Annotated in this window: 12 protein-coding genes; 9 read left to right on the forward strand and 3 right to left on the reverse strand. The window is 66.4% G+C overall.

The genetic code is table 11. From position 1 onward, the window contains the following. Positions 1–5: 5 nt before the first annotated feature. A complete protein-coding gene (locus tag G4D83_RS15015; RefSeq protein ID WP_163865420.1) occupies positions 6–1,493 on the reverse strand; it encodes a hypothetical protein in 1,488 nt (495 codons plus the stop codon). A 192-nt stretch (positions 1,494–1,685) separates the two neighbouring features. Between G4D83_RS15015 and ruvX the strand changes: the two genes are divergently transcribed. Together ruvX and mltG are read left to right on the forward strand one after the other, a co-directional pair. After that, entirely contained in the window at positions 1,686–2,156 is a 471-nt protein-coding gene (gene ruvX, locus G4D83_RS15020; protein WP_163865421.1) for a Holliday junction resolvase RuvX, read from the forward strand. Further along, positions 2,153–3,214 carry an endolytic transglycosylase MltG gene (mltG, locus tag G4D83_RS15025; protein WP_163865422.1) on the forward strand — a complete coding sequence of 354 codons (1,062 nt, stop codon included), beginning with the start codon at positions 2,153–2,155 and terminating at the stop codon, positions 3,212–3,214. The genes ruvX and mltG overlap by 4 nt, the downstream gene beginning before the upstream one ends. 13 nt (positions 3,215–3,227) lie before the next feature. Here the strand turns inward: mltG and G4D83_RS15030 are convergent, their stop codons facing one another. Further along, complete coding sequence (locus G4D83_RS15030; RefSeq protein ID WP_163865423.1) at positions 3,228–4,811, reverse strand: ArnT family glycosyltransferase; 1,584 nt, start codon at positions 4,809–4,811, stop codon at positions 3,228–3,230. Positions 4,812–5,421: 610 nt separating this feature from the next. On the opposite strand from G4D83_RS15030, the gene G4D83_RS15035 reads away from it, so the two are divergent. Genes G4D83_RS15035 through G4D83_RS15045 form a run of 3 tightly spaced genes read left to right on the forward strand, consistent with a single transcriptional unit; the run spans position 5,422 to position 10,155 of the window. After that, entirely contained in the window at positions 5,422–7,485 is a 2,064-nt protein-coding gene (locus G4D83_RS15035) for a PrkA family serine protein kinase (protein WP_163865424.1), read from the forward strand. A gap of 26 nt (positions 7,486–7,511) precedes the next feature. Beyond that, a complete protein-coding gene (locus G4D83_RS15040; RefSeq protein WP_163865425.1) occupies positions 7,512–8,621 on the forward strand; it encodes a DUF444 family protein in 1,110 nt (369 codons plus the stop codon). A gap of 40 nt (positions 8,622–8,661) precedes the next feature. After that, the gene (locus tag G4D83_RS15045; protein ID WP_163865426.1) at positions 8,662–10,155 is read left to right on the forward strand and encodes a SpoVR family protein; all 1,494 of its coding nucleotides are present in this window, start codon (positions 8,662–8,664) and stop codon (positions 10,153–10,155) included. Between the two features lie 53 nt (positions 10,156–10,208). Here the strand turns inward: G4D83_RS15045 and G4D83_RS15050 are convergent, their stop codons facing one another. Next, positions 10,209–11,264, reverse strand: coding sequence for a serine/threonine-protein kinase (locus G4D83_RS15050; protein ID WP_240356335.1), 1,056 nt, complete (start codon positions 11,262–11,264; stop codon positions 10,209–10,211). Positions 11,265–11,466: 202 nt separating this feature from the next. Here G4D83_RS15050 and G4D83_RS15055 point away from each other — a divergent pair, with 202 nt between their 5' ends. The 4 genes from G4D83_RS15055 (at position 11,467) to G4D83_RS45540 (ending at position 19,777) form a co-directional block, all read left to right on the forward strand. Next, positions 11,467–12,366: a sigma-70 family RNA polymerase sigma factor gene (locus tag G4D83_RS15055; RefSeq protein ID WP_163865427.1), complete on the forward strand. Its 900-nt coding sequence runs from the start codon at positions 11,467–11,469 to the stop codon at positions 12,364–12,366. Between the two features lie 208 nt (positions 12,367–12,574). After that, positions 12,575–13,966, forward strand: a complete 1,392-nt coding sequence (locus tag G4D83_RS15060; protein ID WP_163865428.1) for a S8 family serine peptidase — start codon at positions 12,575–12,577, stop codon at positions 13,964–13,966. A 29-nt stretch (positions 13,967–13,995) separates the two neighbouring features. Then, the gene (locus G4D83_RS15065) at positions 13,996–15,849 is read left to right on the forward strand and encodes a Hint domain-containing protein (protein ID WP_163865429.1); all 1,854 of its coding nucleotides are present in this window, start codon (positions 13,996–13,998) and stop codon (positions 15,847–15,849) included. A gap of 169 nt (positions 15,850–16,018) precedes the next feature. Further along, positions 16,019–19,777 (forward strand): choice-of-anchor A family protein, encoded by a 3,759-nt coding sequence (locus G4D83_RS45540; protein ID WP_205522639.1) that lies wholly within the window; start codon positions 16,019–16,021, stop codon positions 19,775–19,777. Positions 19,778–19,877 lie beyond the last annotated feature (100 nt).

Here is a 19,877-nt window from a genome sequence, read left to right on the forward strand (position 1 = left end):
GCCCCTCAGGCGCCGCGCAGGTTGGAGATGGCCGTCTTCGCCATCTCGTTGAACTTCGCCGACATGTTGCTCATCAGGTCGAACATGGATTTGCGCTTCTCCAAGAGCCGCTGAAGCCGCAGCTCCAGCTCGCGCATGTTCCCGTCCAGCGTCGCGGCCTTCTTCTTGTCGGCGTCCGACGTGCCCAGCGCCGCGCGGTCCTCCCCAGCGCTCGCCATGCTGTCCATGACCTGCAGAATCTCCGCGTCCGTCTCCGTGGAGATGGCGCCGAGGATGGCCTGCACCTTGTCCTCGATGCTCATGTTCGGGTTGTCGACGATGGAGCGCGCGCTCGACACCTTCGTCGGCGACGTGCCCGGCTTTCCGCCCCCCGACAACTCCAGCTCCGCCTTCACGTCCAGCCACCCGATGATGCCGTCGCGGCCGTCGATGCCCGCCGCCATCTCCAGCCGGTCGAAGTACTCCGGGTGGTCCTTGAAGAACTGCGCGGCCTTCTTCAGCGTCGAGGACGCCGCGGGATTCGCCAGCAGCGCCGCCATGTCCTCGCGCGTGACGCGGTCATCCTTCGTTCCCGCCGCCGTGTCGAACGTGCCCCAGTTGTCGCGCAGCACCGCCACCGCATCCAGGTACTCGCGAAAGTCCGGGTCCTTCGACGTGGGCGGCTTGCCACCGCCACCCACGGGGCCCTGCCCGCCCCCCGTCCCCGTCCCCGGCGTCGGCCCCGTGCCCGGCGTGGGCGGACGCGGACCCGGTGAAGGAGTGCCCGGTGAAGGAGTGCCCGGCGACGGACCTCCCGTGGAGGGAGGACGCGTGCCCGGCGTCCCCGTCGAGGGCGGACACGTCTCCGCCTCGGGCTTCGGAGTCCGCGGACGCTCCGGCCGGCCGTAGCGAGCGAACTCCTCGCCCACGCGCTTCAGCTCGGAGCGCACTCCCGACAACTTGATGCGGTCGTCGTTGTACAGCTTCCCCACCACCGGCATGAACCGCGCGAGCAGCCCGCTCGAGTCCACCCGCTCGAACAGCGCGGCGTTCTCCGTCAGGAAGCGGGCCGCGCTCCGCAACTGCGGGGACAGGCTCATGTCATTGGCCGCGCGCCGCAGCTCCTCCTTCGACAGCGAGCCCGACTTCTTCCCATCCGCGAGGTCCAGCTGGTCGAAGTTCGCCTCGAGCACCTTCAGCGCGGCCTCGTAGTCCAGCATCTTCGGGTCCAACGCGCTGGTGCCGGTGGGAAGGATGGGCGCATAGCCCTCCGTCTTCGCCGCGCCACTCGCTGCCGCGTACTCCGTCTTCGCCGCCGGATTCTTCTTCAGGTCCTCCGCCACCCCCACCGCGCCGCTCGCCGCCAGCAACACGTTGCCCGTCGCCACACCCTCCACCGTCTTGATGGAGTGAGAGATGAGGGGCGTCATCCCCCGCGTGTCACCCGCGCCCTCCACCGCCGTGCCCTCGGGGCTGGCCAGCAGGTTCGTCGCGCCCTTCAGAAAGTCCACCATGAGCCCTCCCGCGCGGCGTGTTGGAAGCAGTGCCGCGCGATGGGCAGAGGGGGTTGCAGCGGGGATGCCGCCCGGCGGCTCGGATGGCGTCGCAGCGAATTCCGTCGGTTAGCCTGACTGACAGGCGAGGCGCGTCCCCGACGTCGGACGGAGCGGTCCGCGACGAAGGATGCGGTTAAGGTCCGGCGGCACATGCGCACCTTCGGTTTGGACTACGGAACCAAGACCATCGGCGTGGCCGTCTCGGATGGCCTGGGCCTCACCGCCCAGGGCGTCACCACCATCCGACGGACCTCGCTCAAGGCGGACCTCGCCGTGCTCGGCGCCCTGGCGCGCGAGCACGAGGTGGACCGCATGGTCATCGGACTGCCGCTCAACATGGACGGCTCCGAGGGCCCGCGCGCGGAGGCCTCGCGCAAGTTCGCGGACGCGGTGACGCAGGCGCTCGGCGTCCAGGTGGAGCTGTTGGACGAGCGGCTGTCCACCGTGGCCGCCACCCGCACGCTCCTGGAAGCGGACGTCAGCCGCGCCCGCCGCAAGGAGGTCATCGACCAGGTGGCCGCGCAGTTCATCCTCCAGGGGTGGCTGGACGCCCGCCGGCCCCCTGACACGGCGATGCACGCGGATGACTACGACGACTACGACTCGGAGCCGTCGGAGTGAAGAAGGCCCTCGTCGCCGTGCTCGTGCTCGCCGTCCTCGCGGCGGCGGGCGTGGGAGGCTGGTACTTCCAGCAGTCGCGCCACCTCTCGGAGTTCGCCGCGACGCCCACCGCGTTGCCCGCGCCCGTGACGGTGGACATTCCTCCCGGCACGGGGCCTCGCGCGCTCGCGCGGCTGCTGGCGGACCGGGGCGTGGTGACGGACGCGGAGCTGTTCTATCGCTACCTGCGCCGCGAAGACCTCGGCCCTCGGCTGAAGGCCGGTGAGTACGAGTTCGAAGGCCCCCTCACGCCGGCCCAGGCCGCGGAGAAGGTCGCCTCGGGTCAGGTGAAGCTTCACCGCTTCACCGTGCCGGAGGGACTGCGCGCCGAGGAAATCCTTCCGTTGCTCGGGGCCTCCGGACTGGGGCTCGACCTCCGGAAGCTGGAGGCCTTCACCACCGACGCGGCCTTCCTGCGCGAAGCGGGCGTGCCCGCGAAGTCCATCGAGGGCTTCCTCTTCCCGGACACATACACCTTCGCCAAGGGCGTCCGCGAGGAGGCCGTGCTCGGGAAGATGGTGGCGCGAGCCCTGGAGGAGTACCGGAAGGCGGACGCGGCGCGAAAGCCCGGCGTGAAGCTGGGCCTGCTGCAGACCTTCACGCTCGCCTCCATCGTGGAGAAGGAGACGGGCGCGCCCGAGGAGCGGCCTCGCATCGCCTGCGTCTTCCACAACCGGCTGCGCAAGGGCATGCGCCTGGAGACGGACCCGACGGTGCTCTACGCCATGCGCCTGTTGCGCGGCGTCTTCACGAAGAACCTCACCCGCGAGGACCTGCGGACGCTCCACCCGTACAACACCTACAAAGTCGCGGGCCTGCCGCCAGGACCCATCGCCAGCCCGGGCGCCGCGGCGCTCCAGGCCGCGCTCGCGCCACAGGACTGCGAGGACCTCTTCTTCGTGTCGCGCAACGACGGCACCCACGTCTTCTGCCCCACCTATGACTGCCACCAGGCGCTCGTGAAGCAATGGCAGGTCGAGTACTTCCAGAAGCAGCAGGCGACGCCCCGGAAGCCCTGAGGCCTTCGCGCCACTACGGGCGGCGACGGTACACGTGCAGCGGCGCGGTGAAGCCGTCGACCTCGTCGTAGGCGACGCCGTCCAGCGTCAGCGTGCGCCCCTCCAGCTTCACACCGGGGTCCTTCACCAGCGAGCCCTGGTCGAAGCGCACCAGCGTCTCCGGCCGAGCCTCCGCCAGCAGCTTGCGGAACGTGTCCCAGCGCACGCGGGCGATTCTCTCCTCCGGCAGCCCGGAGAAGAAAGCCACCTGCAGGTCCATGTAGCTGGGGTCGTCGTCGAGGGCCAGCGAGCCACCCTTCTCGGCCACCTGCTCCTTCACGTGGTCCGCCACCTGCATCACCGGCACCGGGTTGGTCGACGTGGGGCTCACCGGCCGCAAGGAGTTCTGCAGCCGTCCCTCCGCGCGGAACGTGTACAGGCCCATGGCCACCGGCAGCACCACCGCCAGCACCGCCGTCACGCCCAGCACCCCCTTGCGCAGCCCCTCGCCCCTGCTGCCCACCAGCGCCGCGAAGCCGAAGGCCACGAACACCGGCAGCACCGCCAGCTGCGTCACCGTGAAGCGCCCCAGCGGGACGAAGTTCAAGAGCACCACCGCGCGGAACGTGAAGTACGCGGTGGGCACCACCGCCGTCGCCACCAGCCAGCGCGTGTCCGGGCGCGCCTTCCACGCCTTCACCATGCCCACCATGCCCAGCAGCGCCACCCCCGGCGTCAGGGTGAGCAGCGCCACCCCGGGCCAGAAGAAGAGCTGTTGCAGGCGCCATCCGATGGCGGCTCCCGAGCCCGCTGACGACGTCACCCAATCCCGATGGAACGCCTCCACCGCCTTCACGGGGAAGAACGGGTCGCCGTGCATCAGCTCGTTGCCCTGCATCCACAGCAAGGGGAACGGCAGGCACGCCAGCCCGAAGCCCACCGCGCGCGTCACCGACGCCACCTTGTCCTCGCTGCTGAAGAGCAGCGCCACGCACATCAACGGGATGTACATCCACGCGTCGTAGCGCAGCGCGCACGCGAGATTGAGCATCAGCGCGGCCTGGAACAGCGGCGCGAAGCGGTTCTCCTCCACGGCCTCCGCGTACAGCGCGAAGGCGGCCAGCATGAAGAACAGCGACACCGCCTCGCTGCCCGCCGTGGTGGAGAACTGCAGATGCATGCCCCACGCGGCGAAGGCCAGCCCGCCCGCCACGCCCGCGCGCCAGCCGAACAGCCGCCGCGTCAGCGCGAACAGCGGCACCACCGACAGCACGCCGAACAGCAGGCTCACCACGCGCCCCGCCACCTCCCGGTCGAACACCGACAGGGCCACGCCCACCAGGTACAGGTGCAGCGGACCGAACTGGTACGCGCCATCACCGTACGCGGTGATGAGGTGCGGCTCGCGCAGCCAGCGCTCCGCCAGCTCCGTGCGCACCACCGCGTCGCCGTAGAGGTTCTCGTTGACGAAGAACACCACCAGCCGCGGCAACAGGGCCACCACCAGCAGGACCCCCAACAACCAGCGCGTGCTCGGCTCGTGCGCGGGAGTGGGGACCGCCGCCAGGCTCGGCACGGGGGACGAAGGGTGGGAGACGGGGGTAGGTGCGGTCGCCATGACGCGCGGGAGGATACGCAGGCACGGCCCAAAGCCAAGCTGGCGACCCTGGCTTCTCCCACTCCAGGCCCCTCCCCCTCGGCGCGGCCCGCCCCGGAACGCGCGAGGCCTCACCGTGCGTGTGCCTCCACCGGGGCCGCCCAGCGTGCGGAAACGGGCGAATGTATCACCCTCCAGGCCCGGGTCGCCCGCCTGGTCGCCGCTATTTCCTCGCACGGGTGCAAACCCTGGCGCCGACATGTGGAGCGAACGGAGACGCCGCCCCACAACCAGCGGACAATTGGCGCTCGGCAGGCGCCCGGAAACCCCCTCAGGCGTTCAATACCCTTCGCGTTCGGGGGGGGCATCTACCCCCTCGCGGGAGCGGCCCTATAATCACCTCTGCCTCTTCACCCCGTGAAGGGGGCGCGCCTGGTCGGCGTCCAGCCCCTGACACGAGCGTAACGCGCGGTCCCATTCCGCGGCGGGGTCCCGAATTGGCTGCAGGGCTGTCGTGCCTGGGACCTCGGCGGGATGGTTGTGGAATGGCAATCCAGCCCTCCAGGTTCACCATTCTGGCCCCCTCGGGTGTGAACATTTCGCACCCCTGGCCGGCCCCCGAGGGAGAGACATGAAGGACGCTGAAAAGGGTTCGTGGGTCTCCAAAATCGCCGCGCTCCAGGACGCGAAGACCTACGCAGAGCTCACCTGGGAAGGCTCTTTCGAGGACTACCTCGAAGTGGTCCGCAAGAACCCCAAGGTGACACGCACCGCCTTCCAGAGGATCTACGACATGATCCTCAGCCACGGGAAGACGGAGTACATCGACAACAAGAAGAAGCTCATCCGCTACCACTTCTTCAGCGACGAGAAGTTCGGCGGCCGCGACGCCATCTTCGGCCTGGACGTGCCGCTGATGAAGCTGGTGAACGTCTTCAAGTCCGCGGCCCAGGGCTACGGCACCGAGAAGCGCGTCATCCTGCTGCACGGCCCCGTCGGCTCCTCCAAGTCCACCATCGCCCGCCTGCTCAAGAAGGGCACGGAGGACTACTCCAAGACACCCGAGGGCGCCGCGTACACCTTCTCCTGGACCACCGACAAGAAGCTGCCGGATGGCACCACCGTGAAGGAGAAGATGAAGTGCCCCATGAACGAGGAGCCGCTCAACCTCGTTCCCCGGGAGTGGCGCGCCAAGGTCTACGCGGAAATCTCCCCGCCGGAGTCCGGCCACACGATTCCGGACGGCTCCGAGCTGTGCCCCGCGTGCCGCTTCGTCTTCAAGGACCTGATGACGCAGTACCACGGTGACTTCGCCCGGGTGATGGACCACATCCACGTCCACCGGCTCGTCTTCAGCGAGAAGGACCGCGTCGGCATCGGCACCTTCCAGCCCAAGGACGAGAAGAACCAGGACTCGACCGAGCTCACCGGCGACATCAACTACCGCAAAATCGCCGAGTACGGCTCCGACTCCGACCCGCGCGCCTTCAACTTCGACGGCGAGTTCAACATCGCCAACCGCGGCATCATCGAGTTCGTCGAAGTGCTCAAGCTGGACGTCGCGTTCCTCTACGACCTGCTCGGCGCGTCGCAGGAGCACAAAATCAAGCCGAAGAAGTTCCCGCAGACGGACATCGACGAGGTCATCCTCGGCCACACCAACGAGCCCGAGTACAAGAAGCTCGAGAACAACGAGTTCATGGAGGCCTTGCGCGACCGTACGGTGAAGATTGACGTGCCGTACATCACCAAGCTCGCGGAAGAGGTGAAGATCTACGAGAAGGACTTCAACTCCCGCGCCATCAAGGGCAAGCACATCGCCCCGCACACGCTGGAGATGGCCGCCATGTGGGCCGTCCTCACCCGCCTGGAGGAGCCCAAGAAGCACAACCTCTCCCTCCTCCAGAAGCTCAAGCTCTACAACGGCAAGACGCTCCCCAACTTCACCGAAGACAACATCAAGGAGCTGCGCAAGGAGAGCAACCGGGAGGGCCTGGAGGGCATCTCTCCGCGCTACATCCAGGATAAAATCTCCAACGCCCTGGTGAGCGACAAGGGAGACGGCTGCATCAACCCCTTCATGGTCCTCAACGAGCTGGAGGCGGGCCTCAAGACGCACTCGCTCATCAGCAACGAGGACGCGCGCAAGCGGATGAAGGAGCTGCTCACCTCCGTGAAGCAGGAGTACGAGGACATCGTCAAGAACGAGGTCCAACGCGCCATCTCCGCCGACGAGGACGCCATCGGCAAGCTGTGCGGCAACTACATCGACAACATCAAGGCCTACACCCAGAAGGAGAAGGTCAAGAACAAGTACACCGGTCTCTACGAGGAGCCCGACGAGCGCCTGATGCGTGCGATTGAGGAGAAGATAGACATCCCCGACAGCCGCAAGGATGACTTCCGCCGCGAAATCATGAACTACATCGGCGCGCTGGCGGTGGAGGGGAAGACCTTCAACTACCGGACGAACGAGCGGCTGCACAAGGCGCTGGAGCTGAAGCTGTTCGAGGACCAGAAGGACAGCATCAAGCTCAAGAACCTCGTCTCCTCCGTCGTGGACAAGGAGACCCAGGAGAAGATCGACCTGGTGAAGGACCGGATGATGAAGAACTACGGCTACTGCGAGATCTGCTCCACCGACGTGTTGAACTTCGTGGCGAGCATCTTCGCCCGCGGCGACGCGAAGGAGTAACCACCTCAGGAGAAGGGCGAGCCGTCGTGACCTTGAAGATCCACCAGGACCACTCCCGCTTCAAGCAGATCGTCCGCGGGAAGATCAAAGCCAACCTGCGCAAGTACGTGCAGAAAGGCGAGATGATTGGGAAGAAGGGCAAGGATGCCATCAGCATCCCCATTCCCTTCATCGACATCCCTCGCTTCAAGTACGGCCACAAGGAGCAGGGCGGCGTCGGACAGGGCGAGGGTGAGGTGGGTCAGCAGCTCGGCCCCGGGGCCGTGGAGCCCGGGGAGGGACACCAGGCCGGCCAGGGCGAGGGAGACCACGCCCTGGAGGTGGACGTCACGTTGGAGGAGCTGGCGCAAATCCTGGGCGAGGAGCTCCAGCTCCCCAACATCGAGCGGCGTCAGAACGAGCGGCTCGTCACCCAGAAGATTCGCTACACCGGCATCAACACCACCGGTCCGGAGTCGCTCCGGCACTTCAAGCGCACCTTCAAGCAGGCCCTGCGGCGGCAGATCGCCGCGGGCACCTACGACGCCGCGCGCCCGGTCATCATCCCCACGCGAGAAGACCGCCGCTACCGCAGCTACAAGCTCCAGAACCTGCCGGAGACCAACGCGGTCATCATCTACATGATGGACGTGTCCGGCTCCATGGGTGACGAGCAGAAGGAGATCGTGCGCATCGAGAGCTTCTGGCTCGATACGTGGCTGCGGCACCAATACAAGGGCCTGGAGGCGCGCTACATCATCCACGACGCGGTGGCGCGCGAAGTGGACCGCGACACCTTCTTCCATACCCGCGAGTCCGGCGGGACGATGATCTCCAGCGCCTACAAGCTCTGCCGCGACATCATCCTGTCGGACTACCCGAAGAGCGCGTGGAACATCTACCCGTTCCACTTCAGCGACGGTGACAACTGGAGCGCGGACGACACGCGCCAGTGCATCGAGATGCTGCGCAACGACGTGCTGCCCAACGTCAACCAGTTCGCCTACGGACAGGTGGAGTCCCCCTACGGCAGCGGTCAGTTCATCAAGGATTTGCGCGAAGCGGTGGGAGACACGCCCAACGTCGCGCTCAGCGAAATCGCGGACAAGGACGCCATCTACGCGTCCATCAAGGACTTCCTCGGCAAGGGCCGCTGACGTCTGGCCTCCCCCACGTGCCCCTCGGAGCGACTTCCCGATGCCCAAGAGCCTCACACCCCGCCTCGCCGCGCTGAGGGATGAAATCCACGGCTACGCGAAGGAGTTCGGCCTCGACTTCTTCGACACCGTCTTCGAGATGGTGTCCTACGACGAGATGAACATGGTGGCCGCCTACGGCGGCTTCCCCACGCGCTACCCCCACTGGCGCTGGGGCATGGAATACGAGCAGCTCGCCAAGGGCTACGAGTACGGGCTCAGCAAAATCTACGAGCTCGTCATCAACAATGACCCTTGCTACGCGTACCTGATGGAGAGCAATCCGGAGGTGGACCAGAAGCTGGTCATGGCCCACGTCTACGGACACTGCGACTTCTTCAAGAACAACTTCTCCTTCCGCCACACCAACCGGCGGATGATTGACGAGATGGCCAACCACGCCACGCGGGTGCGCCGCTGGGTGGACAAGATTGGCGTGGAGAAGGTCGAGGACTTCATCGACCGCACGCTCAGTCTGGAGAACCTCATCGACCAGCACTCGCCCCACATCCGGCGCAACCCGGACCCCAAGCGCGCGGCGGACGAGCTCAAGGCCAATGAGGGCGTGGAGGGCTTCAAGGTCGGCCGCGAGTACATGCGCGGCTACATCAACCCGTCCGAGTTCCTCGACTCCCAGCGCAAGAAGGTGGAGGACGAGAAGCAGCGGGCCAAGAAGTTCCCCGAGCGCCCCCAGCGCGACGTGCTGCTCTTCCTCCTGGAAGAGGCGCCGCTGGAGCCGTGGGAGTCGGACATCCTCGCGATTCTGCGCGAGGAGGCGCACTACTTCGCGCCCCAGGGCCAGACGAAAATCATGAACGAGGGCTGGGCCAGCTACTGGCACTCCACCATCATGACCCGCCGCGCCCTGCGCGATGACGAAATCATCGACTACGCGGACCACCACTCCGGCACCATGGGCACCCGTCCCGGCGCCATCAATCCCTACAAGCTGGGCATCGAGCTGTGGCGGGATATCGAGGAGCGGTGGAACAAGGGCCGCTTCGGCAAGGAGTGGGACGAGTGTGACGACTTGCGCGCCCGCCGCTCCTGGGACAAGAAGTCGGGCGCCGGCCGCGAGAAGATTTTCGAGGTCCGCAAGCACTACAACGACATCACCTTCATCGACACGTTCCTGACGCCCGAGTTCGCGATGGAGCAGAAGCTCTTCGTGTATGGCTTCAATGACAAACGCAACTCGTGGGAGATTCTGGACCGCGAGTTCCGCAAGGTGAAGAGCAAGCTGCTCCAGGGGCTCACCAACTTCGGCCAGCCCATCATCGAGGTCGTGGACGCCAACCACGAGAACCGCGGGGAGCTGCTGCTCGCGCACAAGCACGACGGCCAGGACCTCAAGGGCGACTACGCGCGCGAGACGCTCAAGAACCTCCAGTCCCTCTGGCGCAGGCCCGTCAACATCATCACCCGCTATGACAACAAGGGCGTGATGCTCCGCTTCGACGGGACGACGCAGACGGAGAAGAAGGTCGAGCTGTAGCTTTCCGCCTCCCCTCGGGCGCATCGCTCGCGCCCGGGGGAACCGAGAGGACCTCAGACGGGATTGAGCGCCGCCCAGGGGCGCGGCTCCGGCGCTGACGCGGACCTCGCGGGAGGGAACGCCGCGTCGGAGCCCGCCGAGGTCAGCCGCTCCAGCACGACACACAACGCATCGGCCCGGCCGAAGCGCCCGACGGGGTCTTCCATGAGGCAGCGCTCGATGGCCTCCGCGAAGTCGGGGGCGATTCCAGGCACCCGCTCCGACAGCGCAAGGCCCATGGCCGCGGGAGCCTGCCGCGAGGCTCGAGGCACCGTCCCCGTGCACAGCTCGTACAGCAGCAGCCCCAGCGCGTAGAGGTCGCTCTGCGGCGTGGCGGGCGCGCCCAGGCGCGTCTCCGGGGCCATGTAGCGCGGCGTGCCGACGACACCGGGCACCGCCCAGGGGGTGCAGTGGTCCGTCCCCACGAAGGCCGCGAGGCCGAAGTCGAGCAGCTTGATGGTGCCGTCCGTCTCCAGGATGGCGTTGCTCGGCTTGAGGTCGCGGTGGAGCACACCGCGCTGGTGCGCGGCCCTCAACCCCCGCGCGAGCCCCACCGCGATGTCGAGCACGTACCGCCACGGCAGCGGCGGCTTCAGCTCCGCCAGGCTCTTGCCATCCACGTACTCGTAGACGAGGTACGGCCGCCCGGCGACCTCCCCCGCTCGGAACACCGTGACGACATTGGGGTGCTTGATGCGGGCAATGGCGCGCGCCTCGATGGCGAAGCTCTCCAGGGTGCTCCTGTCCGGCTGGAGCGCGATGCTCAGCTTCAACGCCACCAGCCTGTCCAACGAGGTGTCGTGCGCGAGGTAGACAGCCCCCATGCCACCTCGCCCCAACAGCCGCATCAGGCGGAACTCGTCCAGCTCCGTCGGCGGCTTCCACGTCGCCCCCAGGGGAGGGCCTCGCTCCGGAGCAGGCACCGGCTCCGCCGAAGCCGGGTCCACGGCAAAGGCCTCGCTGCGAACGACGGCCACCAGCAACTCACGGCAGGCAGGGCATCCGGCGGCATGGTGATGCACCTGGGCCCGTGCCCCTGTCTCCAGCCGCCCTTCCATCAGGCCCACCACGTCGTCTTCGCACAGGCAGTTGGCTGAAAGGATTTGGCACCCCCTGACATACCCCGAGTGAAGACTCGCACGAAATGGCTGCCCTTCGGAAAACCTTGGGGCTCCCCCATTTCATGCCCAAAGACGACCTTCACCCAGCTTAACCTGCATAGCCAGCAAAGTCAGTCCGCGCCGTATAGTGGTGCGCGGGAAGGAGGGGGACTTGGCATTCGCAGCGTTATTCCTCGCGCGTGTGGGTTGTCAGGGCAAGGGAGCCCTCTCCCCCGACCACCTCGAGCACCTGTTGCTCCGCTGTTGGAGGGCGGGGTGTGAACAATGGCCAGATGTCCCGCTGAGTGCCGACAGCTTCGTCCGTCACCTGGCCACGCACTTTCCACGACAGGCGCCTGGAGAGAAGCTGGAGCAACTGCTCTCCCAGTTCGTCCCAGCGGACCTCTTCCTCGCCTGCGCCTGCGCCGAGAGCCTTCCCACCGCGCTCGCCGCCTTCGAGCGGCACCACATGGCGGGCCTGTCCTCGGCGCTCGCGCACATGCGGCTGTCCGCGGCGGTGGTCGACGAAATCCGCCAGCGAGTCCGGGAGCGGCTGCTGGTACGCACCGACGGGGCACCGAAGATCGCCGACTACTCCGGCCGGGGCACCCTCTCCAACTGGGTGCGGGTCATCTGCCTGCGCACGGCGCTGAGCCTGCTGCGAAAGCCTCACGACGAGGGCCCGCTGAGCGATGCCCTGATGGAACTGCTCCCCGCCCAGGACTCGGACCCTGAAATCGAGGCCATCCGGCGGCGCTATCACGACGAGTTCCGCCAGGCCCTGGAAGACGCCTTCGCCACCCTGCCTGGCGAGCACCGCTACCTGCTCCGGCTCCACTTCGTGGACCACCTCTCCACGACAAAGATTGGCGCGCTCTTCGGCGTCAACCAATCCACCGTCTCACGCTGGCTCCAGAGCGCGCAGCAGACCGTGAATGAAGAGACGCGACGCCTGCTCAAGGAACGCCTGGACCTCTCCTCCCAGGAGTTCACCAGCGTGTTGCGAACCGTGGAGAGCCGGATCAACCTCAGCCTCAGTCGCATCCTCAATGAAACTATTCACTCCAAGTGAATATTGAGAATTTCTGCATAGGTTGATTCCAGCGGGCGTCATTCATTGGCGAGCGCTGCCTTGGCAGGGCGTCCCCAGGTCCCCACCGCTCAACCCCTCCAGCCTGACGGTCCCGGCGGAGCCTCGGCATCGCCGGCTCACTCCACGCGCGTCCTGACGGTGCTCACGGCTCCGCGGGACTCCCATACCCGCCACCCGCGGAGCCCTCATGCGGCCTCAGCAGACGAACCCCCACCGACTTCATCGACTCAAGCCCCAGGCGCTGTCCCTGCTGGCGCTGCTCACCCTCGGCTGGAGCAGCGGCTGCGAGGAGCAGCGGTCCGCCCCGGCGCACGTCGAAGGCGTCGCGACTTCACGCCAGCTCGCGCGCCTGGGCAAGGCGCCCGCCCACCTCCGCATCCCCGACGAGTATGTCGTCGTCTTCTCCGAGGGCGTCACCGGACTGGCCATCGAAGCGGTGACGAGCCGCATCGCTCGCGCGGGTGGCGACAACGCGCTGCTGCACGCATACACCGTCATCCCCGGGTTCGCCGCGCGACTGGATGAAGCGCAGCTCGACAGGCTGCGCCGGGAGCCCGGCGTGGCGTATATCGAGGAGAATCAGCAGGTCTCGCTCAGCGCCGTCTATCCGAGCCCCGCGGATGGCGTCGACCGCTCGGACCAGCGCAAGGGCCACGACGGCCACTTCAATGACTACGGCAACACGGGCGCGGGCGTCCATGCGTACGTGCTCGACACAGGCCTCAACCTGGAGCACTCCGAGTTCACGGGTCGCATCGGCACCTACGAGACCTTCATCCTGGATGGTCGGGGCATCGCTGATTGCCATGGCCATGGCACGCATGTGGCCAGCACGCTCGCGGGCACCACCTATGGAATGGCCCGGGAGGCCACCCTCCACCCCGTGCGGGTGCTGCGCTGCAATGGACTGGGCAGCTGGGCGGGAATCATCGCCGGCCTGGATTTCGTCCAGACCGACTGTCGTGCGCAGTCCGCGCGCTGTGTCGCCAACATGAGCCTCACCGGTTCGCTCTACCCACCCGTCAACGCCGCGGTGGCCAACCTGGTGAACGGAGGCATCCCCGTCGTGGTCGCCGCGGGCAATGATGACCTGAACGCCTGCACCCAGTCCCCCGCCAGCGAGCCCGCGGCCATCACCGTCGCGGCCATCGACGACAACGACGTCCGCGCCGGGTTCTCCAACTGGGGGTCTTGCGTGGACCTCTTCGCCCCGGGAGTGAGCATCCTGGGCGCATGGATTGGCGGCGCCGTGGAGACCCAGGTCGATGATGGCACCTCCATGGCCAGCCCTCACGTGGCCGGCACCGTGGCCCAGTATTTGAGCACCCGCCCCACCGCCACGCCCGCGCAGATTGATACCAACCTCAAGGCCGCCGCGACGCTGGGCTGCGTGAGCGACCTCAAAGGCTCTCCGAACGTGCTGCTCTTCAGTGACCTGAGCCAGGGCAACTATCACTGCATCGAGGAGACCGCGAGCTGCAAGGGATTGTGTGGACAGGCCGCGGATGGCTGCTTCTGCGACCCCAGCTGTCTGGAGTTCAACGACTGCTGCCCCGACTTCGAGGAAGTGTGTCAGTGAAAGCCGTCCCAAGCGGAGGAGGAAACACCATGTTTCGAATGCGTCGTTTTCTGGTGATGGGTAGCACCGCGTGCCTGGCGCTGTTGTCGGGATGCACGTCCACCCCCCGAGAAGAGCAGATCGCGAACTTCGGTCGCACCGCTCGGGGACTCGGCGACGCGACGCGGCTGACCCAGAAGGAGTGGGCCACCTATCAGGATGACCAGCGATACCTGCACGGCATCGCCAGGCCCGACGTCCGCATCCGCCTGAACCTGGCGGACCCCGCGCAGTACCGCTTCGCGCTGGCGCGCCTCAAGCTCGCGGGCAAGACGCCCCAGAACTCGCCGTACCTGTTCGAGGCCCTGGAGCAGCGACACCGGGAGCATGTCGCGCAAGGCCACGCACCGGGGCTGCTCCCGCCCGAGGGGCGCGACCTGGCACCGTCCGCCGAAATCAAGGAGGTTCATGCCTTCGACCAGGCCAACGCGGGTGAGGGCACCAAGGAAGCCAACGACGGCTCCGTCACCGCCACCTCCACCATCCCCGGGGGCTCCTACTACACCTATACGGACGCCAACTTCACGGACGTGACAGGGTATCCGCTGAGCGCGCTCGCCTGGGTCGAGGAGTTCGACGGGGGTGAGCACCTGACGGCCTCCGCGGAGGCCAACCTGGCGCTCACGCGGCTGGGGCGCTACCGCGTCTCCACCTACAAGGTCGAGGACTCCGAGGACGGGTTCAAGGACTCGTATCTCTTCTCCGAGTTCGGCACGCCCCCTGGGACCACCTCCATCCGGCCCGGGGTGTCGCCCGCCACCATCTACGCCCCCGTGGACACGGTCCTCAATGACAACCTCATCTCCGTGTGCCTCAACCGCACCTGGACCCAGGACTGCGACTACGACCTGACGGGCACGCCCCAGGCCATCAAGATGCCCTTGAAGGGGGAAATCGTCCTCACGACGCCCGAGCACGTCTTCGACCAGGCGAAGATCAACCAGTTCAAGACCGACCTGGCCGCCGGCATGGCGACCTACGACGTGGGGCACCTCAGGCTCATCCTCACCAACGCCGGAGGCGGCTGCGATGTGACGGATGGGAACCTCATCGAGGCGAAGATGGGGCAGTTCTGGAACCGGACCGCCCTGAGCGCGGACAAGAAGACCTTCTCCTGGGACCTGACGGGCGCCTACGCCGCCTTCTTCGATGACGGCTGCCGTCAGGTGCAGGACGACGTGAAGCTGACGCTGAAGATCGTCATCCCCATCACGGATGCGAACAACTTGACGTACCAGACCTCCGTCACGTTGACCAATGAGGACCTCCCCAGGCTGGCGAAGAGCTTCAAGCCCATCACCGTCACGAACAGTTGCCTGGCCGCGGGAACCGAAATCGAACTGGCCGCCGGCAAGACGGCGCCGGTGGAGGCCCTGAAGGCTGGAGACCGGGTGCTCAACCCGCATCAGCCGTCGCTCACCGTCATGGACACGGCCATCGGCACGGAGACCGTTCCCATGGTGCGCATCCGCAGCGAGGCCGGCCGCAGCCTGCTGATGACGGAGATGCACCCCATCCAGGTCATGGCGCGCGGCATGGTCCAGGCCAGGGCCCTGAAGAAGGGCGACGTGGTCCTGACCAAGGCGGGCCCCAGCAAGCTCGTGGAGGTCAGCCGCGAGCCGTACGCCGGCAAGGTGTACAACGTGAAGGTCGGCTCGGACACGGAGAAGCTGGCGCTCGGCGCGGACCAGACCGTCGTGTATGCCAATGGCTTCGTCGTGGGCGACGGCCAGATTCAGCGGAAGTACGAGTCCATCGCGATGACCCGCAAGAACCCCAACGTCCTGGCCACGTTGCCGGGCAAGTGGCACCGCGACTACCAACTGGCCGCCAGGCGCAAGTAGAGGCCCCCCCACGGGGCGCTCCACGGCTGAGCGCCTCGCTCCAGGCTGAAGACACATCCCCAGATGGCCGGCCACCTGGTGTGAGACCACCGGGTGGCCGTGCCCGTTGTCGCCCACTGAATGACGCAGTCGACCGGCCCTACCCGCTCAACGCACCGGAGTGAACCTGATGCAGACGCGCACCGTTCTCCTGCTCCCGCTCGTCGTCGCGATGTCCGTGGCGTGTGGTGACGCCAGCCTCCCCGAGCCCCAACCGCCACCGCGGCACGCCAAGGCCTTGCGCGCGGAGCCCGACCTGGAGCGCCAGCGCATCGCGAGCCGGTATCTGGTGCGGCCCTCAACAGGAGCCACGCTCGCCACCTTCACCGAAATGGCCACGGCGCTCGACCTTCCCGCGGGCTCCCTGGTCAGCGGGCAGCTGACCACCCCCGCCGCCGAGGCCGCGGTGGTCCTGCCCAACTTCGGGGATATCCTGCCCCGGAAGGGCAACTCCCTGGTCGTCCTGAGCACCGGCTACGTCAACGACCGCGTCCGGGTGCCCGAGCCAGGCACTGACTTCGCGCCGCCAGGAACCGCTGGCGACGTCGTCACCCTCCGCCTCACGTTCAACGTCCGGCCGGGCATGACCCGCCTGTCCTTCGACTACCGCTTCCTGAGCGCCGAATCCCCTGACTTCATCGGCAGCCTGTACAACGACCAGTTCACCGCGCAGGTGACGGAAGGGCAAGGACTCCCACGGCTGATTGAACAGACGTCGGTGAACAGCGCCCACTTCTTCGATGCCTCCAAGACGCGCGCGGGCAACACCCAGTTCGACTCGCTGCTCGCGGACGACCCGTCCGGCGTCGACTACTTCCCGGTCACCTATCCGCACGGCACCCAGGTCTACCCCGACGCGGGCATCACCGACTTCAAGACCGTCAACGTCGCCATCTCGGGTGGAGGTCAGGTCACGCTCGTGTTCGAGATTCGCGACCTCGAGGATGGAATCCTCGACTCCACGGTGGTCATCGACAACATCGCCTTCTCGAGCCTGGAGGTGATTGATCCCAACCCCATCCTCATTGATACACACCATGAGACGGTGGAGACCAACCTGCCCCGGCTCGCCGCACTCGGCACCGCGGCGAGCTCGGTCGCCGCCGACGGCGCGACCATCGTCCTGCTGCGCGCCAGACTCCCCGGCCCCGGCTCCATGGTCTTCAAGCTGGGCGACACCCAGATTCCCGCGAACGGGGGGCTCGGCGCGGTGGGCAGCACCGCCGCTCCCACCAACATCGTCACCGTGCCTGTCCAGCAAATCTCCACGGGACAATACTACGCCTTTGCCTTGTACACGGCGCCGGAGGACTTCAACCGCCCCGGGCTGCCTGCTCCCGGTGACACCAAGAGCTCCCAGCGGACGGTGGGCCTCGCCACGACGTACACCCCGGTCAGCGGCGCCAGCTTCGCGGACACGCACGAGCTCATCGTGGTCCGGCCACCCGTGGTCGCCATTCATGACATCTGGTCGAACTGTGAGTTCTGGGAGTGGAACGCGGGAATCTCCCGTGAGGACTACCTCGACGTGACCTGTGCGGACTATTCGGCGACCAACTCGGAAAGCATCGACTCACCCGCGAACAGGAATGTCTTCGCGAATACGGTGAGAGAGGCCCTGCTGGAGATGCGCCTGAAGGGCACCGCGGTGACCCGTGTGGACACACTCGCCCATGGCATGGGCGGAGTGATGGTTCGCCGGTACGCCAGGTGGACCAACTACAAGAACGCACTGAACTTCGGAAAGGGAGATCTCAACCGCATCATCTACCTGAACACCCCCCATGGGGGCTCGCGCATGGCGAATGCCATGGTTGACCTCCGCAACAACATGAAGCTCGTCTTCCCCAACGAGTGGCAGACGGTCGTCAATGATCTGGAAAAGAACTTCCAGATCTCCATCGGCGCCGCCGACGCGGGCGCCGATGCGGGACCGCTCGCCATCGATGACCTGCAGCTCAACAACCCCATCCTTGTCGCTGACGCGGGACCGACCGTGATTCCCTCTCACGTCCTGGTGACTCGCAATGCCATGAACCTCGAGAGGCCCCAGGCACGGGGGCTCGTCTTCGACAAGCTCAAGGTGTTGTACGACAAGATGGAGAAGTACCATCCGCTGACGGACGACCTCCTGCCTCCGGCGTACTGGAATCTCATCATGCGCGCCAACATCGAGAGACTCCCCGCCAGCAATGTCCAGCCCAGCAGGCTGTTCTGCAACCAGGACTTTGACCTGTTCGCCTCCGAGATGGACCAACGGGGGGGAGCCTCCGATGCGGGGACGACGACCTTCCAGATGAGCGCCACCGCCCTGGACCTGGAGCATTTCAAGGCGCCCAGCAACGCCGCGGTCACCACGCGAATCATCCAGTTGCTCAACAGTCCCATCAATGGCGGTTCCTTCGACCCTTCACTCCCCGCCCCCAGCGCCCCCCCCCTGTGCACGGGCGGAGGAGGCGGCAGCGTCGCATTGCTTTCCGACGAGGGCCCCGACCCCGAGTGGTTCGAGCCCTCCCAGGCCCAGACAAGGCCCGATGAGCCGCCAGCACCGCGTGGTCCGAGCGTGCTCGCGGGTGGCATCCGCATTGTTTCGCCTGCCCCAGGAACCCCAGTGAGCCCAGGCGGCACGGTGAACGTGGTTCTGGAGGGCACGGGCGGCTTCGTCCCCATGGTGGCCTATGTCATGGGTGCGGGAAAGGCGGTCATCATCGAACAGGCCCCCTTCACCACCTCATTCCAGATTCCGGCCCATGCCATCGGCTCGCTGTCGTTGGCTGTCACCGCCATCAGCGCGCAAAGACAGATGGTGAGCGCGGAAGCCGTCGTCCTTCCCATCGTCTCATCGGCGCAACTGACCTCCATGTCCGTCACCAATGGAGACGGCGTCATTCATGGGCCCGGGTCGACCCGCCACCTGGGAGTCACCGGCCTCTACAGTGACGGCGTCCAACGGAACATCACCGCCCAGGCGCTGGGAACCTTGTACTCGTCTTCGAATGACGGCATCGCCACGGTGACCACCGCGGGCGTCGTCACCGGCAGGGCCCCAGGCATCGCCACCATCGTGGTCCGCAACGCGGATGTGACCACGAGCATCTCCGTGACGGTCCTGGAGGCGCCTGTCGCGAACTGTCTCCAGGTCCGCCTCAATGACTACAACCTCTTCGTGCTCGAGGACTACAAACAGGGCATCGATGTCGGAGGACGAATCGCGGCCGGCGGCAGCATCTTCCTGAAGGACTTCCGGGTGGGCTGGAAGCTGCCGGACACCGACACCGACAACATCCTGGTGGCGGGCATCAACCTGAACCTGAACAATGGCACCGTCTGGGGTGATGCCAGGTACGGAGGCCAGCTCATCCCTCAAGGAACCCTCAGCATCCAGCGCGGCTCCGCGAGTCGTGGCACGCCCGTCGACTTCGCCGCCAGAGGCGCCGCCCTGCGCACGCTCTCCACCCGCCTGGCCGCCCTTCCCGTTCAGGGCACCACCACCGTGGAGAGCTGGGGCGGAATCCTGCTGCGTGGCACCCACCCCAAGGTGAATGTCTTCTGGGTCGAGGCAGAGAGCTTCACGAACGCGACGCTGCTTTCCGTCGAAGCGCCCGTGAACTCGCTCGCCATCATCAACGTCCGGGGGACCTCCGCCCGCTTCAGCAACTTTGGCCATGTCTTCAGCGGCGGCATCGACGAGAGCGGAATCCTCTTCAACTTTCCGCAGGCCACCTCACTCACCGCATTTGACTATGGTTTCTACGGAACAGTCCTTGCACCAAATGCACACGTCAGCTTCAATGCCGGAAGCTGGGTCGGCGGCATGTACGCTCGCTCACTGGCAGGCAATGCCGTAGGCCATATCAACCGGCTGCGGGACACGGATATCTGCCAGTGACAGTTGGAGTCCCCTCGTGGGACCGGTGCAAACCCGTGGGGGGGTCAAGTGCCCAAGAGTCCTAGAAGCCGTGCGTCCGCCATCGTGTTGACCCTGGCCT

It is taken from the genome of Myxococcus eversor (genome assembly GCF_010894455.1).
GTDB classification, from domain to species: domain Bacteria; phylum Myxococcota; class Myxococcia; order Myxococcales; family Myxococcaceae; genus Myxococcus; species Myxococcus eversor.

What these genes read in the sequence shown, in the direction of transcription:
- G4D83_RS15015 (WP_163865420.1), bottom strand. Translation starts at nt 1,493, where the DNA reads ATGGTGGACTTTCTGAAGGGCGCGACGAACCTGCTGGCCAGCCCCGAG.
- ruvX (WP_163865421.1), top strand. Translation starts at nt 1,686, where the DNA reads ATGCGCACCTTCGGTTTGGACTACGGAACCAAGACCATCGGCGTGGCC.
- G4D83_RS15030 (WP_163865423.1), bottom strand. Translation starts at nt 4,811, where the DNA reads ATGGCGACCGCACCTACCCCCGTCTCCCACCCTTCGTCCCCCGTGCCG.
- G4D83_RS15035 (WP_163865424.1), top strand. Translation starts at nt 5,422, where the DNA reads ATGAAGGACGCTGAAAAGGGTTCGTGGGTCTCCAAAATCGCCGCGCTC.
- G4D83_RS15045 (WP_163865426.1), top strand. Translation starts at nt 8,662, where the DNA reads ATGCCCAAGAGCCTCACACCCCGCCTCGCCGCGCTGAGGGATGAAATC.
- G4D83_RS15060 (WP_163865428.1), top strand. Translation starts at nt 12,575, where the DNA reads ATGCGGCCTCAGCAGACGAACCCCCACCGACTTCATCGACTCAAGCCC.
- G4D83_RS15065 (WP_163865429.1), top strand. Translation starts at nt 13,996, where the DNA reads ATGTTTCGAATGCGTCGTTTTCTGGTGATGGGTAGCACCGCGTGCCTG.
- G4D83_RS45540 (WP_205522639.1), top strand. Translation starts at nt 16,019, where the DNA reads ATGCAGACGCGCACCGTTCTCCTGCTCCCGCTCGTCGTCGCGATGTCC.